The following is a 22,423-nucleotide window of genomic DNA, read 5'->3' as shown; positions in this document are numbered from 1 at the left end:
GTGCCCCGAACGGGTTACCCACGGGCAGGTCGCGGTCAGGTTACGGAACGCGACCCCATTCGTCCATCAGGGGTCCCGCCGCAGTGGTGTGGTCACACCGTCAGGTGAGGCCGGACAGGTCCGTCCGGCCGCCGGGGTGGGTGACGGCACGGCCGGAGGCGCGGGTGGCCAGGCGGCCGGCCTCCTCCGGGGTGTCGCCGCGCACCAGGGCGACGGTCAGCGCGGCCACGAAGGCGTCACCGCCGCCGGTGGTGTCGACGACCTCCTCGTCGGTGAGCGGGACCACGGCGTCGCCCTCGCGCCACACCAGCACGTTCGCCTCGCCCGGCACCTCCAGGGCGACCACCGAGGGGCCGCGGCCCAGGAGGGCGCGCCCGGCGGCGAGGGCGTCGTCCACCGAGGCGATCCCCCGGTCCGCCAGGAGGCCGGCCTCCCGGTGGTCGGCGCGCAGGACGTCGGCCTCCGCGAGCAGTTCGTCGACCAGCCCGCCGGGGGCGCCGTCGAGCACGACGAGCCCCCGGGCGGCGCGGGCGGCGGCGAGGCAGGCGCCCGGTGGTTGTTGCAGCTGCACGACCACGGCGTCGGCCCCGGCCAGCACGGCCGACGCGGCCTCGACGTCCGCCGGCGTGAGCAGGCACGCGTCGGGCACGTCCTCCAGGTACCGGTACTCGCCGTCGTGCACGACGTCGACCATGAGGGCCGTGCGGGTGGCGGACCGCCGCACGACCTGACCCGTCGCTACGCCGTCCGCCGCGAGCCGCTCCACCAGGAGGTCGCCCTCGCGATCGTCCCCCACGACGCCGACGAGCACGGCCGTCGAGCCCAACCCGACGGCGTTCCGGGCGATGTTGGCACCCTTGCCGCCGAGCACTTCGCGGCGTTCCGACACCGTCGCCGACCCTCCCGCCGGGGGCACCTCGGGCACGACGAGCACCAGGTCACGGGCTACCTGACCGACCACCGCGATCCGCATGGTCGAGCGTTACCCGATCAGCACCAAATGAAACGGGTCGTTGACGGGCGGTCACGGGGGGTGCGATCGTATTTCTGGGAGCGCTCCCAGTCCGCGCCCACCAGATCACCGTCGATCTGAAGGAGACACCTTGCGACTCAAGCGCTTTGGGGCGTTGGCCGTGGCCGCGCTCGGCGTGGTCGGGTTCACCAGCGTGTTCGTCCAGTCCGGCACCGCGTTGGCGCACGGCTCGATGACCTTCCCCGCAAGCCGGACCTACGCGTGCTACGAGGACGGCAGGCTCGGCGGTGGTGGCGACCTGAACCCCACCAACCCGGCCTGCGCCGCGGCCGTCCAGATCGGTGGCAAGCAGCCGCTGTGGGACTGGTACGGCAACCTGATCAGCCAGGCCGGCGGCCGGCACCGCGACATCATCGCCGACGGCGACCTGTGCGGCCCGACCACCAAGTACGACGCCTACAACCTCGCGCGCTCCGACTGGCCCACGACGACGCTGACGGCGGGCTCGCGGATCACGTTCAAGTACAACGCGTGGGCGCCGCACCCCGGTACGTGGGACCAGTACGTCACCAAGGACGGCTTCGACCCGACGCAGCCGCTGAAGTGGTCGGACCTGGAGCCCGCGCCGTTCGACAGCATCACGAACCCGCCGCTGGGCAGCGGCGAGTACGCGTGGAGCGGCACGCTGCCGAACAAGTCCGGCCGCCACGTCATCTACTCGATCTGGCAGCGCAGCGACAGCCCCGAGGCGTTCTACAGCTGCTCCGACGTGGTCTTCACCGGCGGCGGCAGCGGCGGTGACACCCAGGCGCCCGGCGCCCCCGGCACGCCCACCGCGTCCGCGTCGTCGAACGCGGTGCAGCTGAGCTGGAGCGCGTCGACCGACAACGTCGGCGTCAGCTCCTACCAGGTGTTCCGGGAGGCGGGCGCGACCGACGTGCAGGTCGCCACCTCGACCGGCACCAGCGCCTCGGTCACCGGCCTCACCCCGAGCACCGCCTACCAGTTCTACGTGGTGGCGCGGGACGCGGCGGGCAACACCTCCGCGCCCTCGGCGCTGGTCCCGGTCACCACGACCGGCGGTGGCAGCGGCGAGCCCGGCGCGTGCTCGGTGACCTACAGCGTGCCGAGCAGCTGGTCCGGCGGCTTCACCGCGAACGTGTCGGTGAAGAACACCGGCACGAGCGCGGTCAACGCCTGGCAGCTGGCGTGGGACCTCCCGGCGGGCCAGGCCATCGGCCAGGCGTGGTCGGCGGACGTGGCGGTGGCGGCCGGTCGGGCCACCGCCAAGGGGAGCAGCTGGAACCAGAACATCCAGCCGGGCCAGACGGTGAGCTTCGGGTTCAACGGGACGTCGCAGGGGACGCCCGCCAACCCGACCGCGTTCACCCTCAGCGGCGCCACGTGCGCCACGGCGTGATGTTCGCCCGGTGCGCGGCCCTGGTCGCGCTCCTGGTGGGGTCGGTCGCCTGCTCCTCGGCGGCCGGCCCCACCACCACCCTCGGGTCCAACGCCCTGGGCCCGCCCCTGGCCACGCCCTCGCAGGTGGCCGAGTGGGTGCGGGAGAAGACCGGGCAGTGCGGTGACCCGGTGGCGCGCACGGCGGAGGAGTTCGCCGAGTTCGTCGGCCCGCTGCGGGCGAAGCTCTACGCGCCGTACGTGGCGGAGTGGGCGACCTGCGCGGCGGGCCCGTACGAGCGGCTCGGCCTGGTGGTCTTCCAGCGCGAGAAGCTGGCGGACTTCCAGCGGGCCTGGCAGGGGGCGCTGGCGAGCGGCGAGGTCTCCGACGACCCGGACTTCGGGTTCGGCAACGGCTTCGCGCTCAGCGGCACGCTCGGCCTGGAGCTGCTGGGGCTGCACACCCTGCGCTGCACACCGGTGGGTCCCGACGACGAGGTGGGGCACACGGTGCCCGCCGAGGCGCCGGGGTGCGTGTACTCGCAGCCCGAGGGGCACCACCACTAGAGGCGGCTCGTCAGCGTGGCGGGGCGGTGCTCTGACGCACCACCAGCGTGGTGGCAAGCTCGATTCGGCGGTGTTCGGGCTCTTCACCACGTGCCAGCGTGATGGCGAGACGGGTGCCCGCCGCGGCCATGTCCTGCAGCGGCTGCCGGACAGTGGTCAGCGGCGGGCCCACCCACTGCGCCACCGGGAGGTCGTCGAACCCGACGACGCTCAGGTCCTCGGGCACGCGCAGCCCCGCGGCCCGCGCGGCCTCGTACACGCCGAGGGCCTGGAGGTCGGAGCCCGCGAACACCGCGGTGGGCGGGTTCGGCAGGTCCAGCAGCGGCGCGAACTGCGCGCGCCCGGACTCGACGTGGAAGTCGCCGTAGCGCACCAGTTCCGGGTCGACCGCGAGTCCCGCGGTCTCCAGCGCCGCCCGGTAGCCGTCGACCCGGGCCCGGCTGCACAGCACGCGCTCGGGGCCGCCGATCATGGCGATCCGGCGGTGCCCCAGCTCGATCAGGTGGCGGGTGGCGGTCAGGCCGCCGTTCCAGTTGGTGGCCCCTATGGACGGCGTTTCCAGCTGCGGCTCGCCGATCGGGTCGACCACCACCACGGGGATGTCGCGGGCGCGCAGCTTGGCGAGCTGCTGCGAGGTCAGGTCGGAGAACACCGAGATCACGGCGAGCGGCTTGCGGGCGATCACGCCCTCCAGCCAGCCGTGGCCGGGGGTGAGGCGCCCCTGCGACTCGGAGAGCACGAGCGCGAGACCCTGTTCGGCGGCGACCTGCTCGGCGCCGCGGATGATCTCCAGCGCCCAGGCGCTCTCCAGTTCGTGGAACATCAGCTCCACGAGGTTGGACCTGCGCGACCGCTCGTCCGAGCGGCGCTGGTAGCCGTGCCGGCGGATGATGGCCTCGACCCGTTCCCGGGTGTGCGGGGCGACGTCCGCCCGGCCGTTCATCACCTTCGAAACTGTCGGTACCGAAACCCCGGCCTCCGCCGCGATGTCCGCGATGGTGATCTTGCCCGAGGCGGTGCCATCCGGAGATGACGGGTCGGCTTTGGTCGGCATGCAGGCAGTCTACGACAGGGGTATACCGCCGGGACCACGCAACATGAGGGCTCCACGAGCGGTGTGGCTCACGTTGACGCGCCTGCGGGGTCGAAAATGTCGAATAGTGAATCGAAAGTGTCGGGATTGTTAACCCGCTGGTCACGCAAGGTGGGGCGTGGCCGCTGGGAGAGTAGCGGCCACGCCCCTGGATCGCGGCGTGCTACTTGCCGAAACCGGCCGTCAGACCGCTGAGCAGGAACCTCCGGCCCATCAGGTAGACCGCGAAGATCGGCAGCACCGACAGCGTCACCGCCGCCAGCAGCGCCGGCACGTTCGTGCCGAACTGCCCGCGGAAGTCCCACAGGCCCAGCGTCAGCACGCGCGTCGACTCGGACTGCGTGAGCACCAGCGGGAACAGGAACCCGTTCCACGCGTTGAGCGCCGTGTAGACCACCACGGTCATGATCGCGGGCCGCGCCAGCGGCAGGACCAGCGACACGAGCACCCGGAACGGCCCGGCACCGTCGATCGCCTGCGCCTCGTACAGCTCGCGCGGGACGTCCCGCAGGCTGTTGGTCAGCACGAGCGTCGCCACCGGCAGCGCGAACGCCGCCGTCGGCAGGATGATCGCCAGCAGCGTGTCGTACAGGTTCATCCTGGTGATCAGCAGGTAGATCGGGATGATCGTGGCCTGCGCCGGGATCGCCAGGCCGATCAGCAGCAGGGTGAAGCCCCGCTGCACGAAACCGCTCGCGCTGCGGGCCACCGCGTAGGCGCACGGCACCGCGATGCACACGACGATCGCCACCGTCGCCGCCGTCACGACCACGTTGTTCAGCAGGTACTGGCCGAACCCGCCGGTGAGCACGGTGACGTAGTTGTCGAGGGTCAGCGCGTCCGGCACCGACCACGCGCTCTTGCCGAGGTACTCGCTGCGCGTGCGCAGCGACACCGTGACCAGGTACAGCAGCGGACCGAGGACGATCGCCAACCACACCAGGGCGAACAACCCGGCGGGCCAGTTGGGGCGGGACTTCACGAACCCTCCTGCTGACTGCTCATCGAGCGGAAACCGCTCCAGCGCATGACCGCCACCGACAGCGCCGTGCCGAGCACGACCAGCACGACCGCGATGGCGCTCGCGTAGCCCATCTCGAACCCGGCGAACCCGGTGATGTACATGTGCAGCGGCAGGATGCGGGTCGCGGTGCCCGGCCCGCCGTTGGTCAGGATCAGCACGGTGTCGAACGTGGTCAGCGAGCCGACCATCATCAGCACCGACGACGTGACGATCGTGTACCGCAGCTGCGGCAGCGTGATGTGCAGGAACTGGCCGAACCGGCTCGCCCCGTCGATCGTCGCCGCCTCGTACAGCGTCGGCGGCACCGCCCGCGCCGCGCCCTGGTAGAGCAGGGTGTGGAACGGGATGTACTGCCAGGAGATCACGAACACCACCGTGTAGATCGCGATGTCCGTGTCGCCGAGGAACTGCGGCCCGCCGACGAACGCGCCGAAGTTCGGGTCGAGCAGCACCTGCCACAGCAGCGCGATGGCCGCGGTGGACAGCAGGAGGGGCAGGAAGAAGATCGAGCTCAGCACCGCGCGCGACCGCTGCTTCCCGGCCGCCCAGACCCCGACCAGCAGTGCGATCGGGGTCTGGACGAGCCAGGAGACGACCATCAGCAGCACGGTCCGCCCCACGGAGGCGTGGGCTTCACCGTCCTCGACCAACCGGGTCCAGTTGTCGACCCCGTTGAGCGCGGGCGTGCCCAGGCCGTCCCACGCGGTGAAGCTCAGGTACACCACGATGACCATGGGCAGCGCCGCGAACAAGGCGAAGAACGCGAACGCGGGAACGGCGTACCAGCCCGAAGGCCGCTGGGACGACATCAGCGCGCGGCCACCGCGTCGACGAACTGCTGCGGCGAGACCTTGCCGAGGAAGAACTCCTGGAGCTGGGTCAGCATGAACGTGGCGTCGTCCGCGGGCAGGTCCTGGTCCCAGGACAGCTGGAAGTTCTTCGAGTCCAGCACCAGCTCGTAGATGAACGTCGCGTAGTCCGGGTTCGGCGACTTCTTCAGCGCCTCCTCCGCGCCCACGACCGGCGGCACGTCACCGGCCTCGACGAGCGCCTGGATGTAGGAGTCCTCGGTCAGCGTGGTGGTGACGAACTTCTTGGCCGCGTCGAGGTTCTTCGAGTCCGACGTGGCGGAGTAGAAGTTGCTCACGTTGCCGACGAGGTTCGCCGCGTCGCCCTTGCCGCCCGTGACGGACGGGAAGGCCACCCAGCCCAGCTTGTTCTGCTTGACGAAGTCCGGGCTCTGGTCGAGCTGGTTGGTGTACTCCCACGAGCCCATGAGGTGCATCGCGGCCTTGCCCTGCGCCAGGATCGTCGAGGCGCCGCCCGCGTCGTAGCCGACGGACGCGAAGTTCGAGCCGAACGCGCCCCGGTCGATCAGGTCCTTGAGCTTGGTCAGGGACTCGACGACGGCCGGGTCCTTCCAGCCCGCGGGGCCGTTGTCCCGGATGTTCTTGAACACCTCGGGGCCGGCGACGCGGTCGAGCACGTACTCGGCCCACATCAGCTCGGTCCACGCCTGCGAACCGGCCAGCGCGATCGGGGTGATGCCCTGCGCCTTGAACGTGTCGACCAGGGTCAGCAGCTCGTCCCACGTGGTCGGCGGCTGCGCGCCGGCCGCGGTGAAGACGTCCTTGTTGTAGAACAGCATCACCGGCTGCATGCCGCGCATCGGCACGCCGTAGACCTTGCCGTCCAGCTTCGCGCCGTCGAGCACGCTCGGGATGAACTTGTCCCGGACCGCCGCGTTCTCGTCCAGCACCGCGGTCAGGTCGGCGACCTTGCCCGCGTCGACGTACTCCTTGAGGTTGCCGCCGCCCCAGTTGAAGAACAGGTCCGGGGCCTGCGGCGACCCGATCGCGACGCGCAGCCGCTGCTTGTACGGGTCGTTGCCGAACGTCTCCAGCGAGGCGTTGCCACCGCCGGCCTTGAACGAGTCGATCGACTTCTGCTCGATCTTGTTGAGCACCGGGTCCTCCAGCGCCCACACCTTGAGCCCGTTCGCGGGGTCGGCCGGACCGGACGACCCACACGCGGTGCTCACTGCTGCCACGGCGACGAGCCCCATCGAGATGAGGGGACGCATCCATGAACGGCGGGACATGCGACCGCCACCCTTCTGCCACGCTGCGGAATTGTTCGTGGCATCGAAACATTTCGAAACATCCACGACTTGCGGAGAACCTAGACGGGTGCAGGACCCGTGTCAAGCATCACGCGCTGGCCTGTTGAGACGACATTTCTGCACTTCAGAGGCTCGGTCTTGTGTTTCGATCGAGTTTCGATACTATCGGCCGCATGCGTCGAGCCACGTTGGCCACGATTGCCGCAGCAGCGGGGGTGTCGCTCCCGACGGTGTCCAAGGTCCTGAACGGGAAGGACGACGTCGGCGCCGAGACCAGGGCGCGCGTGCGGCAGTTGCTCGCCGAGTACGACTACGTGCCGGTCGGGTCCCGGCGCGCCTCCGGGCACATGCTGGTCGACCTCGTGTTCACCGCCCTGGACAGCCCCTGGGCGGTGGAGATCATCCGCGGTGTCGTCGACACCGGGCTGCACGTCGTGGTGTCCTCCACGGACAAACCGCGCCGGCACACCTCGTGGGCCGCGTCGCTGGTGGAGGCCCGCCGCGCCGGCGCGCTGCTGGTCACCTCGCAGCTGACCGCCGCCGACCGCCGCGTGCTCGCCAACTCGCGCATCCCGGTCGTCGTGATCGACCCCGTCGACCTCCCCCAGCCGAACGTGCCCAGCGTCGGCGCCACCAACTGGGCGGGCGGCCTGTCCGCCACCGAACACCTGCTGCGCCTCGGCCACCGCCGGGTCGGCGTCATCGGCGGACCCGCCGGGATGCTGTGCAGCCGCGCGCGCGTCGACGGCTACCGCGCCGCGCTCGACCGGGCGGGCATCGCCTTCGACCCGGAGCTCGTCCGGCACGGCGACTTCAAGCACGAGGGCGGTTTCCGGCGCGCGGCTGAGCTGCTCGCGATGCCCGACCGGCCCACCGCGATCTTCGCGGGCAACGACGAACAGGCGCTCGGCGTGATCGAGGCGGCCCGCGTCGCGGGGCTCTCCGTCCCGCACGACCTGAGCGTGGTCGGCTTCGACGACTTACCGGTGGCGGTGTGGTCCTCGCCCGCTCTCACGACCGTGCGCCAGCCGCTCACGGAGATGGGTCGCCACGCGGGGCGCATGCTCGCCGACCTCATCGCGGGGCGCCCGGTGGAGACCGAGCGCGTCGAGCTGGCCACCGAACTCGTCGTCCGATCGTCAACGAAGGAGCCGCCGTGCTGAACCCCTGGGCCGATCCCGGAAGGCCGACCGCGGAGCGCGTCGCCGCACTGCTGGCCGAGCTGACCCTGGAGGAGAAGCTGGCCCAGCTGGTCGGTGTGTGGGTCGGGATCTCGGAGGGGGAGGAGGTCGCGCCCGCGCAGCACGAGTTCGCCGAGCCGCTGCCGCCGTGGGACGAGCTGACCAAGCCCGGCCTCGGCCAGCTGACCCGCGTGTTCGGCACCGGCCCGGTCGACCCCCTGGTGGGAGCCCGGGTGCTCGCCGAGACCCAGCGCAAGCTCGTCGCCAACACCAGGTTCGGCATCCCCGCCGTGGCGCACGAGGAGTGCCTGGCCGGGTTCACCGCCTGGCAGGCGACGGTGTTCCCCGTCCCCCTGTCGTGGGGCGCCTCGTTCGACCCCGAGTCGGTCGAGCGGATGGCCCGCGAGGTCGGCCTCGTGATGCGCGACGTCGGCGTCCACCAGGGCCTGGCCCCGGTGCTCGACGTGACCCGCGACCCGCGGTGGGGGCGCACCGAGGAGACCATCGGCGAGGACCCCTACCTCGTCGGCCTCGTCGGCGCGGCCTACACCCGCGGCCTGGAGTCCAGCGGGATCGTGGCCACCCTCAAGCACTTCGCGGGCTACTCGGCCTCCGTCGGCGGGCGCAACCACGCCCCCGTGCGCATGGGGCCGCGCGAGTTCGCCGACGTCGTGCTGCCGCCGTTCGAGATGGCCCTGCGGCTGGGCGGCGCCCGGTCCGTCATGCACTCCTACGCCGAGGTCGACGGCGTGCCGCCGGCCGCGGACCCGACCCTGCTGACCGACCTGCTGCGCGGGCGCTGGGGCTTCGACGGCGTCGTCGTCGCCGACTACTTCGGCGTGTCCTTCCTGGAGACCGCGCACGGCGTCGCGGGGTCGCCGGGCGAGGCCGCCGCGCTCGCGCTCACCGCGGGCGTGGACGTGGAGCTGCCCAGCGTGCGCTGCTACGGCGAGCCGCTGGCCGAGCTGGTGCGCTCCGGCGTCGTGGACGAGGCGCACGTGGACCTCGCGGTGACCCGCGTGCTCACCCAGAAGTGCGAGCTGGGCCTGCTGGACGAGGGCTGGGACCCCGAGTCGCCCGCCGTGAAGCGCGGCGAACCGGTCGACCTGGACCCGCCCGCGCTGCGCGACCTGGCCCGCACGATGGCCGAGCGGTCCGTGGTGCTGCTGGACAACGCGGCCGGCGTGCTGCCGCTGCGCGCGTCCGAAATCGCTGTCGTGGGGCCGTGCGCGGACGACCTGCTCGCGCTCATGGGCTGCTACGCGTTCCCCAACCACGTGGGCGTGCAGCACCCGGACGTGCCGCTGGGCGTGGAGATGCGCACCATGCTGGAGGCCGTGCGGGCGGAGTTCCCGGACGCCACCGTGACCACCGCGCGCGGCTGCGAGGTGTCCGGCGACGACCGGTCCGGCATCGCGGAGGCGGTCGAGGTCGCGCGCGGCGCGGACGTGGTGCTGGCCGTGCTCGGCGACCGCGCGGGCCTGTTCGGGCGCGGCACGTCCGGCGAGGGCTGCGACGCGGACGACCTGTCCCTGCCCGGCGTGCAGGGCGAGCTGCTGGACGCGCTGCTGGCCGCCGGCAAGCCCGTCGTGCTGGTCATGCTCGCCGGCCGCCCCTACGCGCTGGGCGGCTACGAACCGGCCGCCGTCGTGCAGGCGTTCTTCCCCGGCGAGGAGGGCGCGGGCGCCGTCGCGGGCGTGCTGAGCGGGCGGGTCAACCCGTCGGGCAAGCTGCCCGTCCAGGTCCCGCGCGGCTCCGGCGCGCAGCCGACCACCTACCTGCACCCGAAGCTGGGCGCGGCGGGCGGGGTCAGCTCGGTCGACCCCACGCCGCTCTACCCGTTCGGGCACGGGCTGTCCTACACCTCGTTCGAGCTGACCGGCTTCGAGTCGGCCGACGAGCTGCCCAGCGACGGCGAGGTCGAGGTGTCGTGCCTGGTGCGCAACACCGGTGACCGGCCCGGCGCGGAGGTCGTGCAGCTGTACCTGCACGACCCGGTCGCCTCGGTGACGCGGCCCGTGCGCGAGCTGGTCGGGTTCGCCCGGGTCGAGCTGGACGCGGGGGAGGAGCGGCGGGTGTCGTTCCGGCTGCACGCCGACCGCACCTCGTTCACCGGCCGCGACGGTCGCCGCGTCGTGGAGACCGGCGACCTGACCCTGCTCGTCGGCTGCTCCAGCACCGACGTCCGCTGGGAGGGCACCGTGCGGGTGACGGGCGGGAACCGGTACGTCGGCCACGACCGGGTGCTCGTCACGCCGGTCGCGGTGTCGGCGCCGTGAGCTGGTCGTGGACGTTCGAGGCCCCGGGCCGAGCAACCCGGGGTCCCCGGTGATCAACCGGGTCCACTGACCGGGCTGGGTCGTGGGAGGGCTATGGCGGTGGCCCTCCCACGACTCGCCCACCGAACCTCAGAGGTGCGCGCGCAGGTGCCGCAGCTTGCGCTCGTCGTGCACCCTCGGGGTGGTGTGACCGCTGAACGGGAACACCGCCATCTCCTTCGGCGCGGTGATCTCGTTGTAGGCCGCGTACACGGTGGACGGTGGGCACGTCTCGTCCATCAGGCCCACGCTCAGCAGGCAGGTCGCCGTGATGCGGCGGGACAGCAGCGCGCCGTCCACGTAGCGCAGGGTGTCGAGCGCCTGCGGGATCAGGTCCACGTGCTGGGCCAGGAACTTCGAGATCTCCGCGTACGGCTCGGCGCCGGTGATCGTGATGGCCCGCTGGAAGTCGCACAGGAACGGCACGTCCGCCTGGCACACCTTGACCGCCTCGCCGCCCAGCGCCGCCGCGGCCAGCGCCAGGCCGCCGCCCTGGCTGCCGCCGGACACCGCGAGCCGCGCCGGGTCCACGCCGTCCAGCCCCGCCGCCACCTCGACCGCCCGCGCCGCGTCGACCATCAGGCGCGTCACGTAGTACGTCTCGGGCGAGGCGATGCCGCGGGTCATCACGCCGGGGTGCTCGGGGCCCGCGAACCCGGAGTCGGCGGTCGCGCCGAGCGTCCACCGCCCGCCCTGGCCGCGGGTGTCCATCACGAACACCGCGTACCCGGCGGCGGGCAGCAGCGCGTGCTCCGAGGGCAGGCCGCGCCCGCCGCCGTAGCCGATGAAGCACACCACCGTCGGCAGCGGCTCGTCGCCCGTCCCGGCGGGGCGGATGTACCAGCCGCGCACCCGGTCGCCGCCGTAGCCCGAGAACTCCACGTCCCACACGGGCAGCGGGCCGTAGGCGTCCGCCGCGTACGGGGAGAGCACCGGCGGCCGGGCGGCGGCGCGCGCCTCCTCCAGCCGGGACTTCCACCACAGGTCCAGGTTGTCGGGTTCCGCGGTGGAGGTCCGGTACTGCGCCAGTTCCCGCTCGGAGAGGTCGAACCAGGGCACGGTGGTCCCCTTTCCAGATGATCCGTTAAGCGCTTAATCACCCTACCGGGCAAGGCGTGCCGCGCCGCGGCTAGACTTGATGATCACGTGCAGTGAGGAGGCGCGGGTGCGAGCCAAGCGTCCGACCATCTCGGACATCGCCAAGGCCGCGGGCGTGTCCACCGGCGCGGTGTCCTACGCGCTCAACAACCGGCCGGGCGTCTCCGAGCCCACGCGGCGCCGGATCATGGACATCGCCGACCGCCTCGGCTGGGTGCCCAGCAGCGCCGCGCGCTCGCTGTCCGACGGCCGCGCCAACGCCATCGGCCTGGTCGTGGACCGGCCCGCCCGGGTGATCGGCGTCGAGCCGTACTTCATGCAGCTCATCTCCGGCATCCAGGGCGCGCTCGCGGGCGGGCCGACGTCGCTGCTGCTCCAGGTCACCGACAACTCCGCCGCCGAGCTGGCCGCCTACCGGCGCTGGTGGGGCGAGCGGCGGGTGGACGGCGTGCTGCTGGTCGACCTGGTGGAGGACGACCCGCGGGTGGAGCTGGTGCGCGAGCTGCACCTGCCCGCCGTCGTGCTGGGCGAACCGGTCGTGCCGGACCTGCCGTGCGTGTGGACCGACGACGAGGTCGCCGTGGTCGAGGTGCTGGAGTACCTCGTGGCGCTCGGGCACCGGCGGATCACGCGGGTGGCGGGGCCGACGAGGTTCGTGCACACCCAGACCCGGTCGCGGGCGTTCACCGAGGCCGCGGCGCGGCTCGGCCTCGACGAGGCCCGGGTCGTGCACGCGGACTACTCCGACGAGGCCGCCGCCCGCGTGACGCGGCGCGTGCTGACCGGTGGCGCGCCGCCGACCGCGCTGGTGTTCGACAACGACGTGATGGCGGTGTCCGCGCTCGGCGTCGCCCACGAGCTGGACCTCACCGTGCCCGACCAGCTGTCCCTGGTGGCGTGGGACGACTCGGCCCTGTGCCGGCTGGTGCGGCCCGCGCTGTCCGCCGTCCGCCGGCCGATCGCCGAACGCGGGGCCGCCGCCGTGCGCCTGCTGCTCGACGTCGTCGGCGGCGCCCCGACCGAGCAGGTCAAGACCTCCGACCCCGAACTGGTCCCGCGCTCCAGCACCGGCCGCGCGCCCGGCGCCTGACCGGGGGGGCCGACCCGTCGAGACGGGGGTCTCGACGGGACGGGGTTCTTCGTAGGACACTGGCGGTCCGCGTCTGGGAGCGTTCCCAGACGTGACGGTGGGTCGTGCGCTGAAGTGCCTCTGACCAGCGAAGACTTGCGAAACCCATGGTTGACTCTTAAGCGGTTAATTGCTTTGGTGTGGGAGTCCGCCCGCGGGCGGGTGCGCTGCCCCCGCGCTCGCTTCTGTCAGTGTCGACAACCACGCGAGGTACATCCCATGCGCAAGCGATTCGCCCTGGTCGGCGCAGCCGTCGCCGCCCTGGTCCTCTCCCTGTTGACGGTGGGGCCGCCCGCACAGGCGGCCACCGGCTTCACCGTGAGCAACGGGCGTCTCCTCGACGCCAACGGCAACGACTTCGTCATGCGCGGCGTCAACCACGCGCACACCTGGTACACGAGCACGACCACGCAGGCGTTGAAGGACATCAAGGCCCTCGGGTCCAACACCGTCCGCGTCGTGCTCAGCTCCGGCGACCGGTGGACGAAGAACGACACCGCCGACGTCGCCAACGTCATCTCCCAGTGCAAGGCCAACAAGCTGATCTGCGTGCTGGAGGTGCACGACACCACCGGCTACGGCGAGCAGAGCGGCGCCGTCACGCTCGCCCGCGCCGCCGAGTACTGGCTGAGCGTCAAGAGCGCCCTGGTCGGCCAGGAGAAGTACGTCATCGTCAACATCGGCAACGAGCCGCACGGCAACACCGGCTACCAGAACTGGACCAACGACACCAAGGGCGCGATCCAGGCCCTGCGCAACGGCGGCCTGACCCACACGATCATGGTGGACGCGCCGAACTGGGGCCAGGACTGGGCGTTCACCATGCGCGACAACGCCGCGTCCGTCTTCGCCGCCGACACGCTGAAGAACACCGTGTTCTCCATCCACATGTACGGCGTGTTCGACACGGCCGCGGAGGTCAACGACTACCTCAACCGCTTCGTGACCGCGAAGCTGCCGATCGTCGTGGGCGAGTTCGGCCACGACCACTCCGACGGCAACCCCGACGAGGACACCATCTTCGCCACCACCCAGTCGCTCAAGCTGGGCTACCTGGGCTGGTCGTGGAGCGGCAACGGCGGCGGCGTCGAGTACCTCGACATGGTCACCGACTTCAACGCCGCGCAGCTGACGTCGTGGGGCCAGCGGATCTTCAACGGCGCCAACGGCATCAAGGCCACCTCGAAGGAGGCCAGCGTCTACGGCGGCGGCGGCGACCCGACCGACACCACCCCGCCGAGCGCGCCCGGCACCCCCGCCGCCTCCGGCGTCACGTCCACCTCGGCGACCCTGACCTGGTCGGCCGCCACCGACGACGTCGGCGTCACCGGCTACGACGTGGTCCGCGTCAGCGGCTCCACCGAGACCGCCGCGGGCAGCTCCGCGACCACCTCCACCACCGTCGGCGGCCTGTCGGCGGGCACCGCGTACACCTTCGCCGTGTACGCGCGGGACGCGGCGGGCAACCGCTCGACCCGCTCCGGCACCGTCACCGTCACCACGCGGACCGGCGGCGGCGACCCGGTCGGGACCTGCGCGGTCACCTACAAGGTCACCGGCCAGTGGCAGGGCGGCTTCCAGGGCGACGTGAAGGTCGCCAACACCGGCACCGCCGCGGTCAACGGCTGGACGCTGCGCTGGACGTGGGCCAACGGCCAGACCGTCACCCAGTCCTGGGGCGCCACCACGACCCAGTCCGGCAGCGCGGTCAGCGCCGCGAACGCGGCGTACAACCCGGCGATCCCCGCGGGCGGCTCGGTGAGCTTCGGCTTCATCGGCTCGTGGACCGGGACCAACTCCGCGCCCACGTCGTTCGCGCTCAACGGCGCGACCTGCGCCACCGCCTAGGGGGCGGCGATGTCATCGAGGAACACCGCCCTGGCGGCGCTGTTCGCGGCGCTCGCCGCGCTCGTCGGCGTCCTGGTGGCCGCACCCGGGCAGGCGGCCGTGCAGGCCGCCGCCCCGACGCGGATCATGGCGCTCGGCGACTCCATCACCGGGTCGCCGGGCTGCTGGCGGGCCCTGCTCGACCGCGACCTGCGGGCCGCCGGGCACACCGACGTCGACTTCGTGGGCACGCTCAACCCGGACGGCTGCGGGTTCGCCTACGACGGCCAGCACGAGGGCCACGGCGGGGCGCTCGTCACCGCGGTCGCCGAGCAGAACCAGCTGGTCGGCTGGCTGGCCGCGTCGAACCCGGACGTGGTGCTCATGCACTTCGGCACCAACGACGTGTGGAGCGCCCGGCCCGCGGCGACGATCCTGGCCGCCTACGGCAAGCTCGTGGACCAGATGCGGGCGGACAACCCGTCGATGAAGGTCCTCGTCGCCAAGATCATCCCGATGGCGGCGAGCGCCTGCGCCGAGTGCCCGCAGCGGGTGGCCGACCTGAACGCGGCCATCCCGGCCTGGGCGGCGGCCAAGTCCACCGCGGTCTCGCCGGTCACCGTCGTCGACCAGTGGACCGGCTTCTCCACCGGCACCGACACCTACGACGGCGTGCACCCGAACGCCTCGGGCGACCGGAAGATCGCCGACCGGTGGCTGCCGGCCGTGGTGGCCGCGTTGAACGGCACCACGCCCACGTCCACCACGACGTCCACCACCACGACCACGACGACCACCACCACGACGACGACGACCACCCCGCCGGTGGGCGGGTGCGCCGCCGAGGTCCGGGTCGCCAACCAGTGGCCGGGCGGCTTCTCGGCGGAGGTCACCGTGCGCAACGCCGGCACGACCGCGACCCGCGGCTGGTCGGTGCGGTTCGAGGTCAGGCCCGGCATGACCGTCACGCAGGGCTGGAACGGCGCGTTCGGCCAGAGCGGCACCACCGTGACGGTGGGCAACGCGTCCTGGAACGGCGCGCTCCAGCCCGCGGGCACGGCCAAGGTCGGGTTCAACGGCAGCGGCGACGCGACGGGCTGGGCCCCCACCCCGGTCTGCTCCGCGTCCTGACGAGGACGGGTGCCCGCGGTCGCGCGACCGCGGGCACCCGCCCCCGACGTGCCCCGCCCGACGTGGTGGTCCGCGTCGCGCCCGCTCCCGCAGGGCGGTGCCGGCGTTGGAGTACGGTTCCGTGCGCAGGCCCGGCGGTGTTCCCCGGGATCGTCCTCGGGTGTCTCGGTGGGTGTGGATGCGCTTGCTCAGGTCGTGCTACCGCTGGTTCCTCGCCCACGTGCCCGGCGGTCCGGTGCGCGGCCCCGTGGTCGGGCTGGTGGCGCTGCTCGTGCTCAACGCGGCCCTGGCGCTCGCACCCTGGTCCACCGCCACCCGCGTGTCGGTCGCCGTCGTCCCGCTGGTGGCCGCCGGCCTGGCCCTGGTGGCGTACCGGGTGAACTCCGGCGTCCTGGAGCGGCACCGCACGCTGCTGGCCCACTACGCCGACGTCATCCACGACGAGCTGCAACCGCACGTGCACATCGTGGCCTGGGAGGAGCGGGCGACGCTCGCCGCCAACGGCGACGCCGAGGTGGCGGTGACCGTGACCGCCACGCCGTCCGCGGACGGGGTGCGCGTGCTGCGCCTGCGGTTCCAGGCGGGCTGGGACCAACCCGAGGCGCAGCGGTCGCTGGTGAAGGCCGTCGTGCGCGGCGTGCTGGTCGACGAGCGGCCCGGCGCCCGGTTCGCGGTGTCCACCTCGTGGCGGGAGGACGGCCGGTTCGACCTCGCCGTGCACTTCCAGGAGCCGATCCCGGCGGGCAGCGAGCTGCGGGTCGTGGTGGCCCTGTTCTGGCCGGGCAAGTGCGCCCCGCTGATGAGGTTCGGCGAGCCGGACGCGTTCGCCTACCGCTTCGCCGGCAGCGTGCCCCACGTCTCGCTCGCCCTGCGCCTCCCACGCGGGGTCGACGTGTTCTACGACGCCCTGGGCTTCGACCGGGGCGAGTCGGGTTTCGTCCTGGAGTCCACGCGGTCGCCCGCCGACCGGACCGAGGTGGTGTTCACCGCGACGGACCTCCAGGCCGACCGGCGGGTGGGCGTGCGCCTCGACGTCGTGTGACGGCGAGAACGGCGAGCTGGTCGACGCCCAGGGGCTGTCCGGGCCCGAGCCGGCCAAGACCGTCGTGTCCACCGGCTCCGGCGCGCCCGTCGTCACCGACGGCCCGTTCCCGGAGTCCGAGGAGCTGCCGGCGGGCTACCGGCTCGTCGACACCACGCCCGAGCGCGCGCTGGAGACCGCGGCCAAGGCGTCGGCCGCGCCCGGCCCGAACCACGAGCCCGCCGGAGCAGCGCTACCCGCCGGCCGAGGCGGCCGAACCGGCGCCGTGACCGCCCGTGCCCCGCGTAACCTGGAAGGGGGTGATCGTGGTGACGGAGCGCAAACCCGCCGGGGTCGGGTTCGAGACGTGGGTCGAGCGGCAGATCCGCGAGGCGCAGGAGCGGGGCGAGTTCGACGCCCTGCCGGGCGCGGGCAAGCCGTTGAGCGGGTTGGACCGGCCGCACGACGAGCTGTGGTGGGTCAAGGAGAAGCTGCGGCGCGAGGAGGGCACGGCGCTGCCGCCGACCCTGCTGCTGCGCAGGGAGGCGGAGGCCGCGCGGGAGGCCGCCCGGCGGGCGTCGTCGGAGGCCGAGGTGCGCCGGGTCGTGGCCGCGATCAACGCGAGGATCGAGGACGCGATCCGCAAGCCGATGTCCGGGCCGCCGCTCAACCTCGTGCCGTTCGACGTGGAGGTCGTCGTGGCGCGCTGGCGGGCCGAGCGCCCGGCCTGAGACCGGTGGGGGCTCCCGGTCGGGGGCCCGCGGTCACGCGCCGGCCGCGTCCAGGAGCGCCTCGGCGGTCCGGGTGCCCAGGCCGGCCAGGGGCGCGGCGCGGAGCACGGCGTGCGCGGACGCGCCGTCGAAGACCAGCGTCAGCTGCGCGGCCAGGGCCTCGGGGTCGGCGACGCCGGCGGCGCGCAGCTCGGCGGCGAAGAAGTCCGTCAGGGCGCGCTTGTGGCGGCGGGCCACGGTGTTCGCCGGGTGGGCGGCGTCCTTCAGCTCCGCGGCCGTCGCGACCATCGGGCAGCCGTGGTAGGTCGGTTGGCCGCTCAGCTCGTCCTGCCGGCGGAACACGTGCAGGACGCGGTCGCGCGGGGTGCCGCCGGGGGGCGGGAGCAGCAGCGCCTCGTAGCCGGGCGCGCGGCGGTCGAGGCTGGCCGCGATCAGCTCGTCCTTGTTCGCGAACAGCTGGTACATCGAGCGCTTGGAGACGCCCGCCGCCCTGCACAGCGCGTCGACGCCCACGCCGACGCCCTCCCGGTAGAACAGCTCGCCCGCCGCGTCGAGCAGGCGGTCGCGTGGAGAGGTCACGACCCCAGGCTACCTGGCGGTTTGCCAGGAGGAAACCGATCGGTCTACAGTCGGTGGAAACCGATCGGTTTCCATCACGCGGAGGATGTCATGACCACCATCAGCGGAGCGATCGCCCTCGTCACCGGCGGCAGCCGGGGCATCGGCAAGGCCCTGGTCGAGGGCCTGTACGAGCGGGGCGCGGCGAAGGTCTACGCCACCGCCCGCGACCCGCGCTCGGTCACCCACCCCGACGCCGTGCCGCTCGCCCTGGAGGTGACCGACCCCGACTCGGTGGCCGCCGCCGCCGCGCTCGCGGGCGACGTCACGATCCTGGTCAACAACGCGGGCGTGGCGCTCGGCGCGTCCTTCCTGGACTCGCCGCTGGAGGACGTCCGCCGCGAGTTCGAGACCAACTTCTACGGCCCGCTGAACACGGCCCGCGCCTTCGTGCCGATCATCGAGCGCAACGGCGGCGGCCACCTGCTCAACGTCGCCTCCGCCCTGTCCTGGGCCGCGCTCAGCGGCGCGTACAGCGCCTCCAAGGCCGCGCTGTGGTCCCAGACCAACTCGCTGCGCCTCGACCTGCTGCCGCGCGGCATCCGGGTCACCGGCCTGCACGTGGGCTACGTCGACACCGACATGACCGCCTCCGTCGACGCGCCCAAGAGCGACCCGCGCGACGTCGCCGCGGCGGCCCTCGAAGGCATCGAGGCCGACGCCTTCGAGGTGCTGGCGGACGACGTGTCGCGGCACGTGAAGGCCGCCCTGTCGCAGGACGTCTCGGTCCAGTACCCGGCCCTCGTGGGCTGAGCCGCCGGCCCCGGCCCGGCCTACCCCGCCCGGTCGACGGACGGCACGGGGGAGGGGGCGGCCGACGGGGTGGCCAGCCGGGCCAGCCGGTGCCGCCACAGCGCGCCGGGCCGGCCGGCCCGCCCGGTGGCGACCGCGGCGAGCGCCTGCGTGCCGATCACCGCGGAGGTGATGCCGTCCGCCTCGTCGCGCAGGTCCAGCCCCGGCACCAGCTCGCCCGCCCGCTCCGCCCGGCCCAGCAGGTCGCGCACGACGGCCGCGAGGCACGCCACGTGCACGCCCGCCAGCAGGTCGAACAGCTCGCCGGTGAACAGCAGCCGCACGCCGACGCGCACCACCCGGTCGGTCCGCGCGAGCCCGTTCATCCCGTCGGTCAGCTCCACCAGCGTGGCCAGCGGTCCCGTGCCGCGCCGCTCGATCGCCTCGCGCACCTCGTGCCACCGGCGGAAGTACTCCTCGACCACGGCCACCGCGAGCGCCTGCTTCGACGGGTAGTGCCGGTACAGCGCGCCCTTGGTGACCGACACCCGGCGGCACACGGCGTCCAGCGACGTCGCGTCGTACCCGTCGCGGTCGAACAGCTCGATGCCCGCGGCGACCAGCGCGGCCCTGGTGCGGCTTCCCTGCGCGCGGTCGCTCACGTGGGTCCTCGCCTTCTCCGAAGGTCGGTTACCCACCGTAAACAATTGCTACGTTCCGGTCAACGAGGCGGGGTCATCCGCAGCACGGCGCACACCTCGGGCCGCGCCAGGGCCGGCAGCCACGAGCGCCACAGCCGGACCACGCCGGTGGTGGCCGCGTCCAGCCCGTCGACGGCCCTCGACATCAGGTGCACGCCGACCAGCTCGGCGACGATGCCCTCCGCGCACGCGGGCAGGTTCACGTCGTCGCGCAGCTCGCCCAGCGCCGCCGCGCCGCGCAGCAGGTCGTGCACCGCCGAGGTCCACTGGCCGACCCGGCGCTCCGCGACGTCCTCGCAGACGGGTGACTGGAACATCAGCCGCCGCTCGACCTCCTGGCCGCGCTGCGCCGCGTACCCCAGGTCCACCAGCACCTGCAACGGGCTGCGGTGCAGGCGCTGCAACCGCCCGCGCGTGCGGGCCCACTCCGCCGCCCGCGCGTCGAGCACCGCCACGGCGAGCGCCTTCTTGGAGCCGAAGTGCCCGTACAGCGCGCCTTTCGTGACGCCGGCGCGCTCGCACACCTCGTCCACGGTGGCCCGCACGTAACCCTCGCGCTCGAACACCTCGGTCGCCGCGGCGACCAGCGCCTCGCGCGTCGTCACCCGCGTCTGCGCGTCCACCGGGCGACCGCCGCGGCGCGTTCGAGGTCGCGCGCGGGGGTGTCGAGCACCCGGCCGAGCCACGCCCGCCAGTACGGACCGGGGATGCGCTTGCCGCGCTCCCACCGGGACACCTCCTCGCGGGTGACGCTCGCGTTGCCCGACGCGGCGTGCAGCCGCGCCGCGAGGTCGTGCTGCGTCAGCCCGCGCCCGCGCCGCAGTTGCGGGATGAGCTTGCTGATCGGCTGCGGTTCATCCGGCACGGCGACACCTTTCCTCGGCTGGGCTCGGGGGGCGCGGTCGTCATCCTGGCACCGATCGGTGCGGCCATTTCGGTGATACCGGGGGAACATCGGCCCCGTCGAGCGCCGAGGCGAGCGCCAGCGTGTCCGCGTAGAGGCGGAATTCGCTGATCAGGTCGTGTCGCACGGAGAGGGACAGCGCGAAGTCGAACGACCGGGATTGGTCGCTCACGTGCAGGCGCGCGTGCAGCTGCCCGGTCAGCACGGCGTCCACGCCGTTGGCGACGAGCGCGCGCGTGGTGATGCCGGTCAGGTCGAACGCGCCGAGGAACCCCAGGAAGAACGCCTCGACCTCGCGCGTGGACCGCACTCGTGCGGGCCAGGGCGCGCCCGGCACCGGCGCGGTCCACCAGCGCACGTCGGGCGTGAACAGCCGGGCGGCGCCCGCCGCGTCGCCGGCGGCCCACCGGGCGACCAGCCGCTCCACCGCCGCCGTGACGCCGCCTAGCACCGGGCCGCCGCGTGCTCGGCGGGGGTCGTCGGCGTCACGCGTCCAGTCTCGTGCGCGGACGGGCCCGCGCAAGGGGCCAGTGCGCGGGCGGGGCGCACGGCCGGCGCGCGAACCGGTGCGCACGGCGGGAACCGGGGCGGGCTCGTCCGGCATCCGGGTGGTACCGCGCGTGGTCCGTTCCGGGTGGTACCGGTCGCCCCCCGAACGGGTATCCCGGGTGCGCGGCGCCGAGGCGCCGTCCCGGACCCGCGACGCCTGCGAGGTGTGCCATGGCGGATCGACGACACGTCCCTGCCCGGATCGGCGTCCCCGACGTCGTGGCGCTGGAGGAGGAGACCGGCCGGTTGCGCGCCGTGGACTACGAGCGGGGCGGCGGCGCCTGCCGGGACGCGGTGGTCGGGGCGGCGGCGCGGAGCGGCGCGATGCTGCGCGCGGACGCCACCGACGCGGTGCGCCGCAGGCTGCTGGTGGCGCTGGCCGACCTGCACAACCTGGCCGCGTGGACGTGCTTCGACACCGGGCTCGACGCGACGGCGCTGCGGCACTGGCGGCGCGCCGCGGAGCTGGCCGCGCGGGCGGGCAACCAGGACCTGGTGGCGAACGTGCACTACCGGATGGGCCGGCTGAGGCTGCACCGCGGCGCGGCCGCCGCCGCGTTGAGCTGCTTCGAGCAGGGCGTGGCGGCGGCGCGGCGGGCCGGGTCCGACCACGCGGTGGCGATGCTGTTCGCGAACCAGGCGTGGGCGTTCGCGGCCCTGGGCGACGGCGAGCGGGCGCTGCGGCGGCTGCGGCGGGCGCACGACGCGTTCGCCGCGAGCACGCCGGAGGCCGCCGCCGCGTGGGCGAGGTTCTTCGACGAGACGGACCTGTCCGCGCTGAGCGGCATGGTGCACTCGGAGCTGGCGCGCACGGTCGACCCGGCGCACTCCGCGCCGGCGATCCGGGACCTCACCGCGGCGGTCGTCGGCTACCCGGAGGAGATGACCCGGAGCCGGACGTTCGGCCTCATCGCCCTCACCGGCAACCACCTGCTGGACAACGACTTCGACCACGCCGCCGCCGTCGGCGACCGGGCGCTCGCGCTCGCGGTCGAGGTCGACTCGGCGCGGGTGGTCGACCGGCTGCGGCCCGTCGGCCGGCTCGCCGAGAGCTACCGCCGCGACCCCGACGCCCGGGAGCTGGCCGGGCGGATCGCCGAGTTCCCGATGGAGCCCTGACCCGCCGACCCCACCACGCGGCCGTCGAATTCGATTCGAATTCGACGGCCGTTCGACATCGTCGTTCGAATGACCGTCGAAACGAATCACGTCGTTGACGCGTGGCGAACATCGACGTAATACTCTGTTCGCACTTCTGGATAGCGTTCACACATATGAATGATCTTGCCGGGGAAAGGCTCCTCGC

At 73.1% G+C, this 22,423-nt stretch carries 22 protein-coding genes; 11 read left to right on the top strand and 11 right to left on the bottom strand.

What is annotated here, in order from left to right:
• Positions 1–100: 100 nt before the first annotated feature.
• Positions 101–973, bottom strand: coding sequence for a PfkB family carbohydrate kinase (locus ACR807_RS08965; protein WP_438920752.1), 873 nt, complete (start codon positions 971–973; stop codon positions 101–103).
• Positions 974–1,103: 130 nt separating this feature from the next.
• Here ACR807_RS08965 and ACR807_RS08960 point away from each other — a divergent pair, with 130 nt between their 5' ends.
• Together ACR807_RS08960 and ACR807_RS08955 are read left to right on the top strand one after the other, a co-directional pair.
• A complete protein-coding gene (locus ACR807_RS08960; protein ID WP_438920751.1) occupies positions 1,104–2,393 on the top strand; it encodes a lytic polysaccharide monooxygenase in 1,290 nt (429 codons plus the stop codon).
• A complete protein-coding gene (locus ACR807_RS08955; RefSeq protein ID WP_438920750.1) occupies positions 2,378–2,938 on the top strand; it encodes a hypothetical protein in 561 nt (186 codons plus the stop codon). Before ACR807_RS08960 ends, ACR807_RS08955 begins: the two co-directional genes overlap by 16 nt.
• A gap of 10 nt (positions 2,939–2,948) precedes the next feature.
• On the opposite strand, the gene ACR807_RS08950 is transcribed toward ACR807_RS08955, so the two are convergent.
• The 4 genes from ACR807_RS08950 to ACR807_RS08935 all read right to left on the bottom strand — a co-directional run bounded on the left by ACR807_RS08950 (position 2,949) and on the right by ACR807_RS08935 (position 7,096).
• Positions 2,949–3,992, bottom strand: a complete 1,044-nt coding sequence (locus ACR807_RS08950; protein WP_438920749.1) for a LacI family DNA-binding transcriptional regulator — start codon at positions 3,990–3,992, stop codon at positions 2,949–2,951.
• A 202-nt stretch (positions 3,993–4,194) separates the two neighbouring features.
• Positions 4,195–5,013: a carbohydrate ABC transporter permease gene (locus ACR807_RS08945; RefSeq protein WP_438920748.1), complete on the bottom strand. Its 819-nt coding sequence runs from the start codon at positions 5,011–5,013 to the stop codon at positions 4,195–4,197.
• Entirely contained in the window at positions 5,010–5,864 is an 855-nt protein-coding gene (locus tag ACR807_RS08940; RefSeq protein ID WP_438920747.1) for a carbohydrate ABC transporter permease, read from the bottom strand. Before ACR807_RS08940 ends, ACR807_RS08945 begins: the two co-directional genes overlap by 4 nt.
• On the bottom strand, positions 5,864–7,096 hold the full coding sequence (locus ACR807_RS08935; protein WP_438920746.1) for an extracellular solute-binding protein: 1,233 nt from the start codon (positions 7,094–7,096) through the stop codon (positions 5,864–5,866). Before ACR807_RS08935 ends, ACR807_RS08940 begins: the two co-directional genes overlap by 1 nt.
• A gap of 254 nt (positions 7,097–7,350) precedes the next feature.
• Here ACR807_RS08935 and ACR807_RS08930 point away from each other — a divergent pair, with 254 nt between their 5' ends.
• A complete protein-coding gene (locus ACR807_RS08930; protein ID WP_306745279.1) occupies positions 7,351–8,340 on the top strand; it encodes a LacI family DNA-binding transcriptional regulator in 990 nt (329 codons plus the stop codon).
• Complete coding sequence (locus ACR807_RS08925; RefSeq protein WP_438920745.1) at positions 8,334–10,637, top strand: beta-xylosidase/alpha-l-arabinosidase; 2,304 nt, start codon at positions 8,334–8,336, stop codon at positions 10,635–10,637. Before ACR807_RS08930 ends, ACR807_RS08925 begins: the two co-directional genes overlap by 7 nt.
• A 129-nt stretch (positions 10,638–10,766) precedes the next feature.
• On the opposite strand, the gene ACR807_RS08920 is transcribed toward ACR807_RS08925, so the two are convergent.
• Positions 10,767–11,735, bottom strand: coding sequence for an acetylxylan esterase (locus tag ACR807_RS08920; protein ID WP_438920744.1), 969 nt, complete (start codon positions 11,733–11,735; stop codon positions 10,767–10,769).
• A gap of 106 nt (positions 11,736–11,841) precedes the next feature.
• On the opposite strand from ACR807_RS08920, the gene ACR807_RS08915 reads away from it, so the two are divergent.
• The 5 genes from ACR807_RS08915 to ACR807_RS08895 all read left to right on the top strand — a co-directional run bounded on the left by ACR807_RS08915 (position 11,842) and on the right by ACR807_RS08895 (position 17,613).
• Positions 11,842–12,864 carry a LacI family DNA-binding transcriptional regulator gene (locus tag ACR807_RS08915; RefSeq protein WP_438920743.1) on the top strand — a complete coding sequence of 341 codons (1,023 nt, stop codon included), beginning with the start codon at positions 11,842–11,844 and terminating at the stop codon, positions 12,862–12,864.
• 258 nt (positions 12,865–13,122) lie between these two features.
• On the top strand, positions 13,123–14,751 hold the full coding sequence (locus ACR807_RS08910; RefSeq protein WP_438920742.1) for a cellulase family glycosylhydrolase: 1,629 nt from the start codon (positions 13,123–13,125) through the stop codon (positions 14,749–14,751).
• Between the two features lie 9 nt (positions 14,752–14,760).
• Positions 14,761–15,861, top strand: coding sequence for a cellulose binding domain-containing protein (locus tag ACR807_RS08905; RefSeq protein ID WP_438920741.1), 1,101 nt, complete (start codon positions 14,761–14,763; stop codon positions 15,859–15,861).
• A gap of 178 nt (positions 15,862–16,039) precedes the next feature.
• Positions 16,040–16,903, top strand: coding sequence for a hypothetical protein (locus ACR807_RS08900; RefSeq protein WP_438920740.1), 864 nt, complete (start codon positions 16,040–16,042; stop codon positions 16,901–16,903).
• Positions 16,904–17,202: 299 nt separating this feature from the next.
• Positions 17,203–17,613: a DnaJ family domain-containing protein gene (locus ACR807_RS08895; protein WP_438920739.1), complete on the top strand. Its 411-nt coding sequence runs from the start codon at positions 17,203–17,205 to the stop codon at positions 17,611–17,613.
• A gap of 33 nt (positions 17,614–17,646) precedes the next feature.
• On the opposite strand, the gene ACR807_RS08890 is transcribed toward ACR807_RS08895, so the two are convergent.
• On the bottom strand, positions 17,647–18,192 hold the full coding sequence (locus ACR807_RS08890) for a TetR/AcrR family transcriptional regulator (protein ID WP_438920738.1): 546 nt from the start codon (positions 18,190–18,192) through the stop codon (positions 17,647–17,649).
• A gap of 90 nt (positions 18,193–18,282) precedes the next feature.
• Here ACR807_RS08890 and ACR807_RS08885 point away from each other — a divergent pair, with 90 nt between their 5' ends.
• Positions 18,283–18,984, top strand: a complete 702-nt coding sequence (locus ACR807_RS08885; RefSeq protein ID WP_438920737.1) for an SDR family oxidoreductase — start codon at positions 18,283–18,285, stop codon at positions 18,982–18,984.
• A gap of 20 nt (positions 18,985–19,004) precedes the next feature.
• On the opposite strand, the gene ACR807_RS08880 is transcribed toward ACR807_RS08885, so the two are convergent.
• From ACR807_RS08880 to ACR807_RS08865, 4 genes are read right to left on the bottom strand one after another with little or no spacing between them, the layout of a single operon-like run.
• A complete protein-coding gene (locus ACR807_RS08880) occupies positions 19,005–19,625 on the bottom strand; it encodes a TetR family transcriptional regulator (RefSeq protein WP_438920736.1) in 621 nt (206 codons plus the stop codon).
• A gap of 59 nt (positions 19,626–19,684) precedes the next feature.
• On the bottom strand, positions 19,685–20,287 hold the full coding sequence (locus ACR807_RS08875) for a TetR family transcriptional regulator (protein WP_438920735.1): 603 nt from the start codon (positions 20,285–20,287) through the stop codon (positions 19,685–19,687).
• A complete protein-coding gene (locus ACR807_RS08870) occupies positions 20,266–20,529 on the bottom strand; it encodes a helix-turn-helix domain-containing protein (RefSeq protein ID WP_438920734.1) in 264 nt (87 codons plus the stop codon). The genes ACR807_RS08875 and ACR807_RS08870 overlap by 22 nt, the downstream gene beginning before the upstream one ends.
• A gap of 40 nt (positions 20,530–20,569) precedes the next feature.
• A complete protein-coding gene (locus ACR807_RS08865) occupies positions 20,570–21,019 on the bottom strand; it encodes a nuclear transport factor 2 family protein (protein ID WP_438920733.1) in 450 nt (149 codons plus the stop codon).
• An 11-nt stretch (positions 21,020–21,030) separates the two neighbouring features.
• On the opposite strand from ACR807_RS08865, the gene ACR807_RS08860 reads away from it, so the two are divergent.
• Entirely contained in the window at positions 21,031–22,236 is a 1,206-nt protein-coding gene (locus tag ACR807_RS08860) for an NsdA family TPR-like regulatory protein (RefSeq protein WP_498371967.1), read from the top strand.
• Positions 22,237–22,423: the final 187 nt, after the last annotated feature.

Source organism: Saccharothrix sabaoui (genome assembly GCF_051756985.1).
Taxonomy (GTDB): Bacteria; Actinomycetota; Actinomycetes; order Mycobacteriales; family Pseudonocardiaceae; genus Actinosynnema.
The sequence above is the reverse complement of the archived record's forward strand: the minus strand, read 5'-3'. Positions and strand labels throughout refer to the sequence as shown.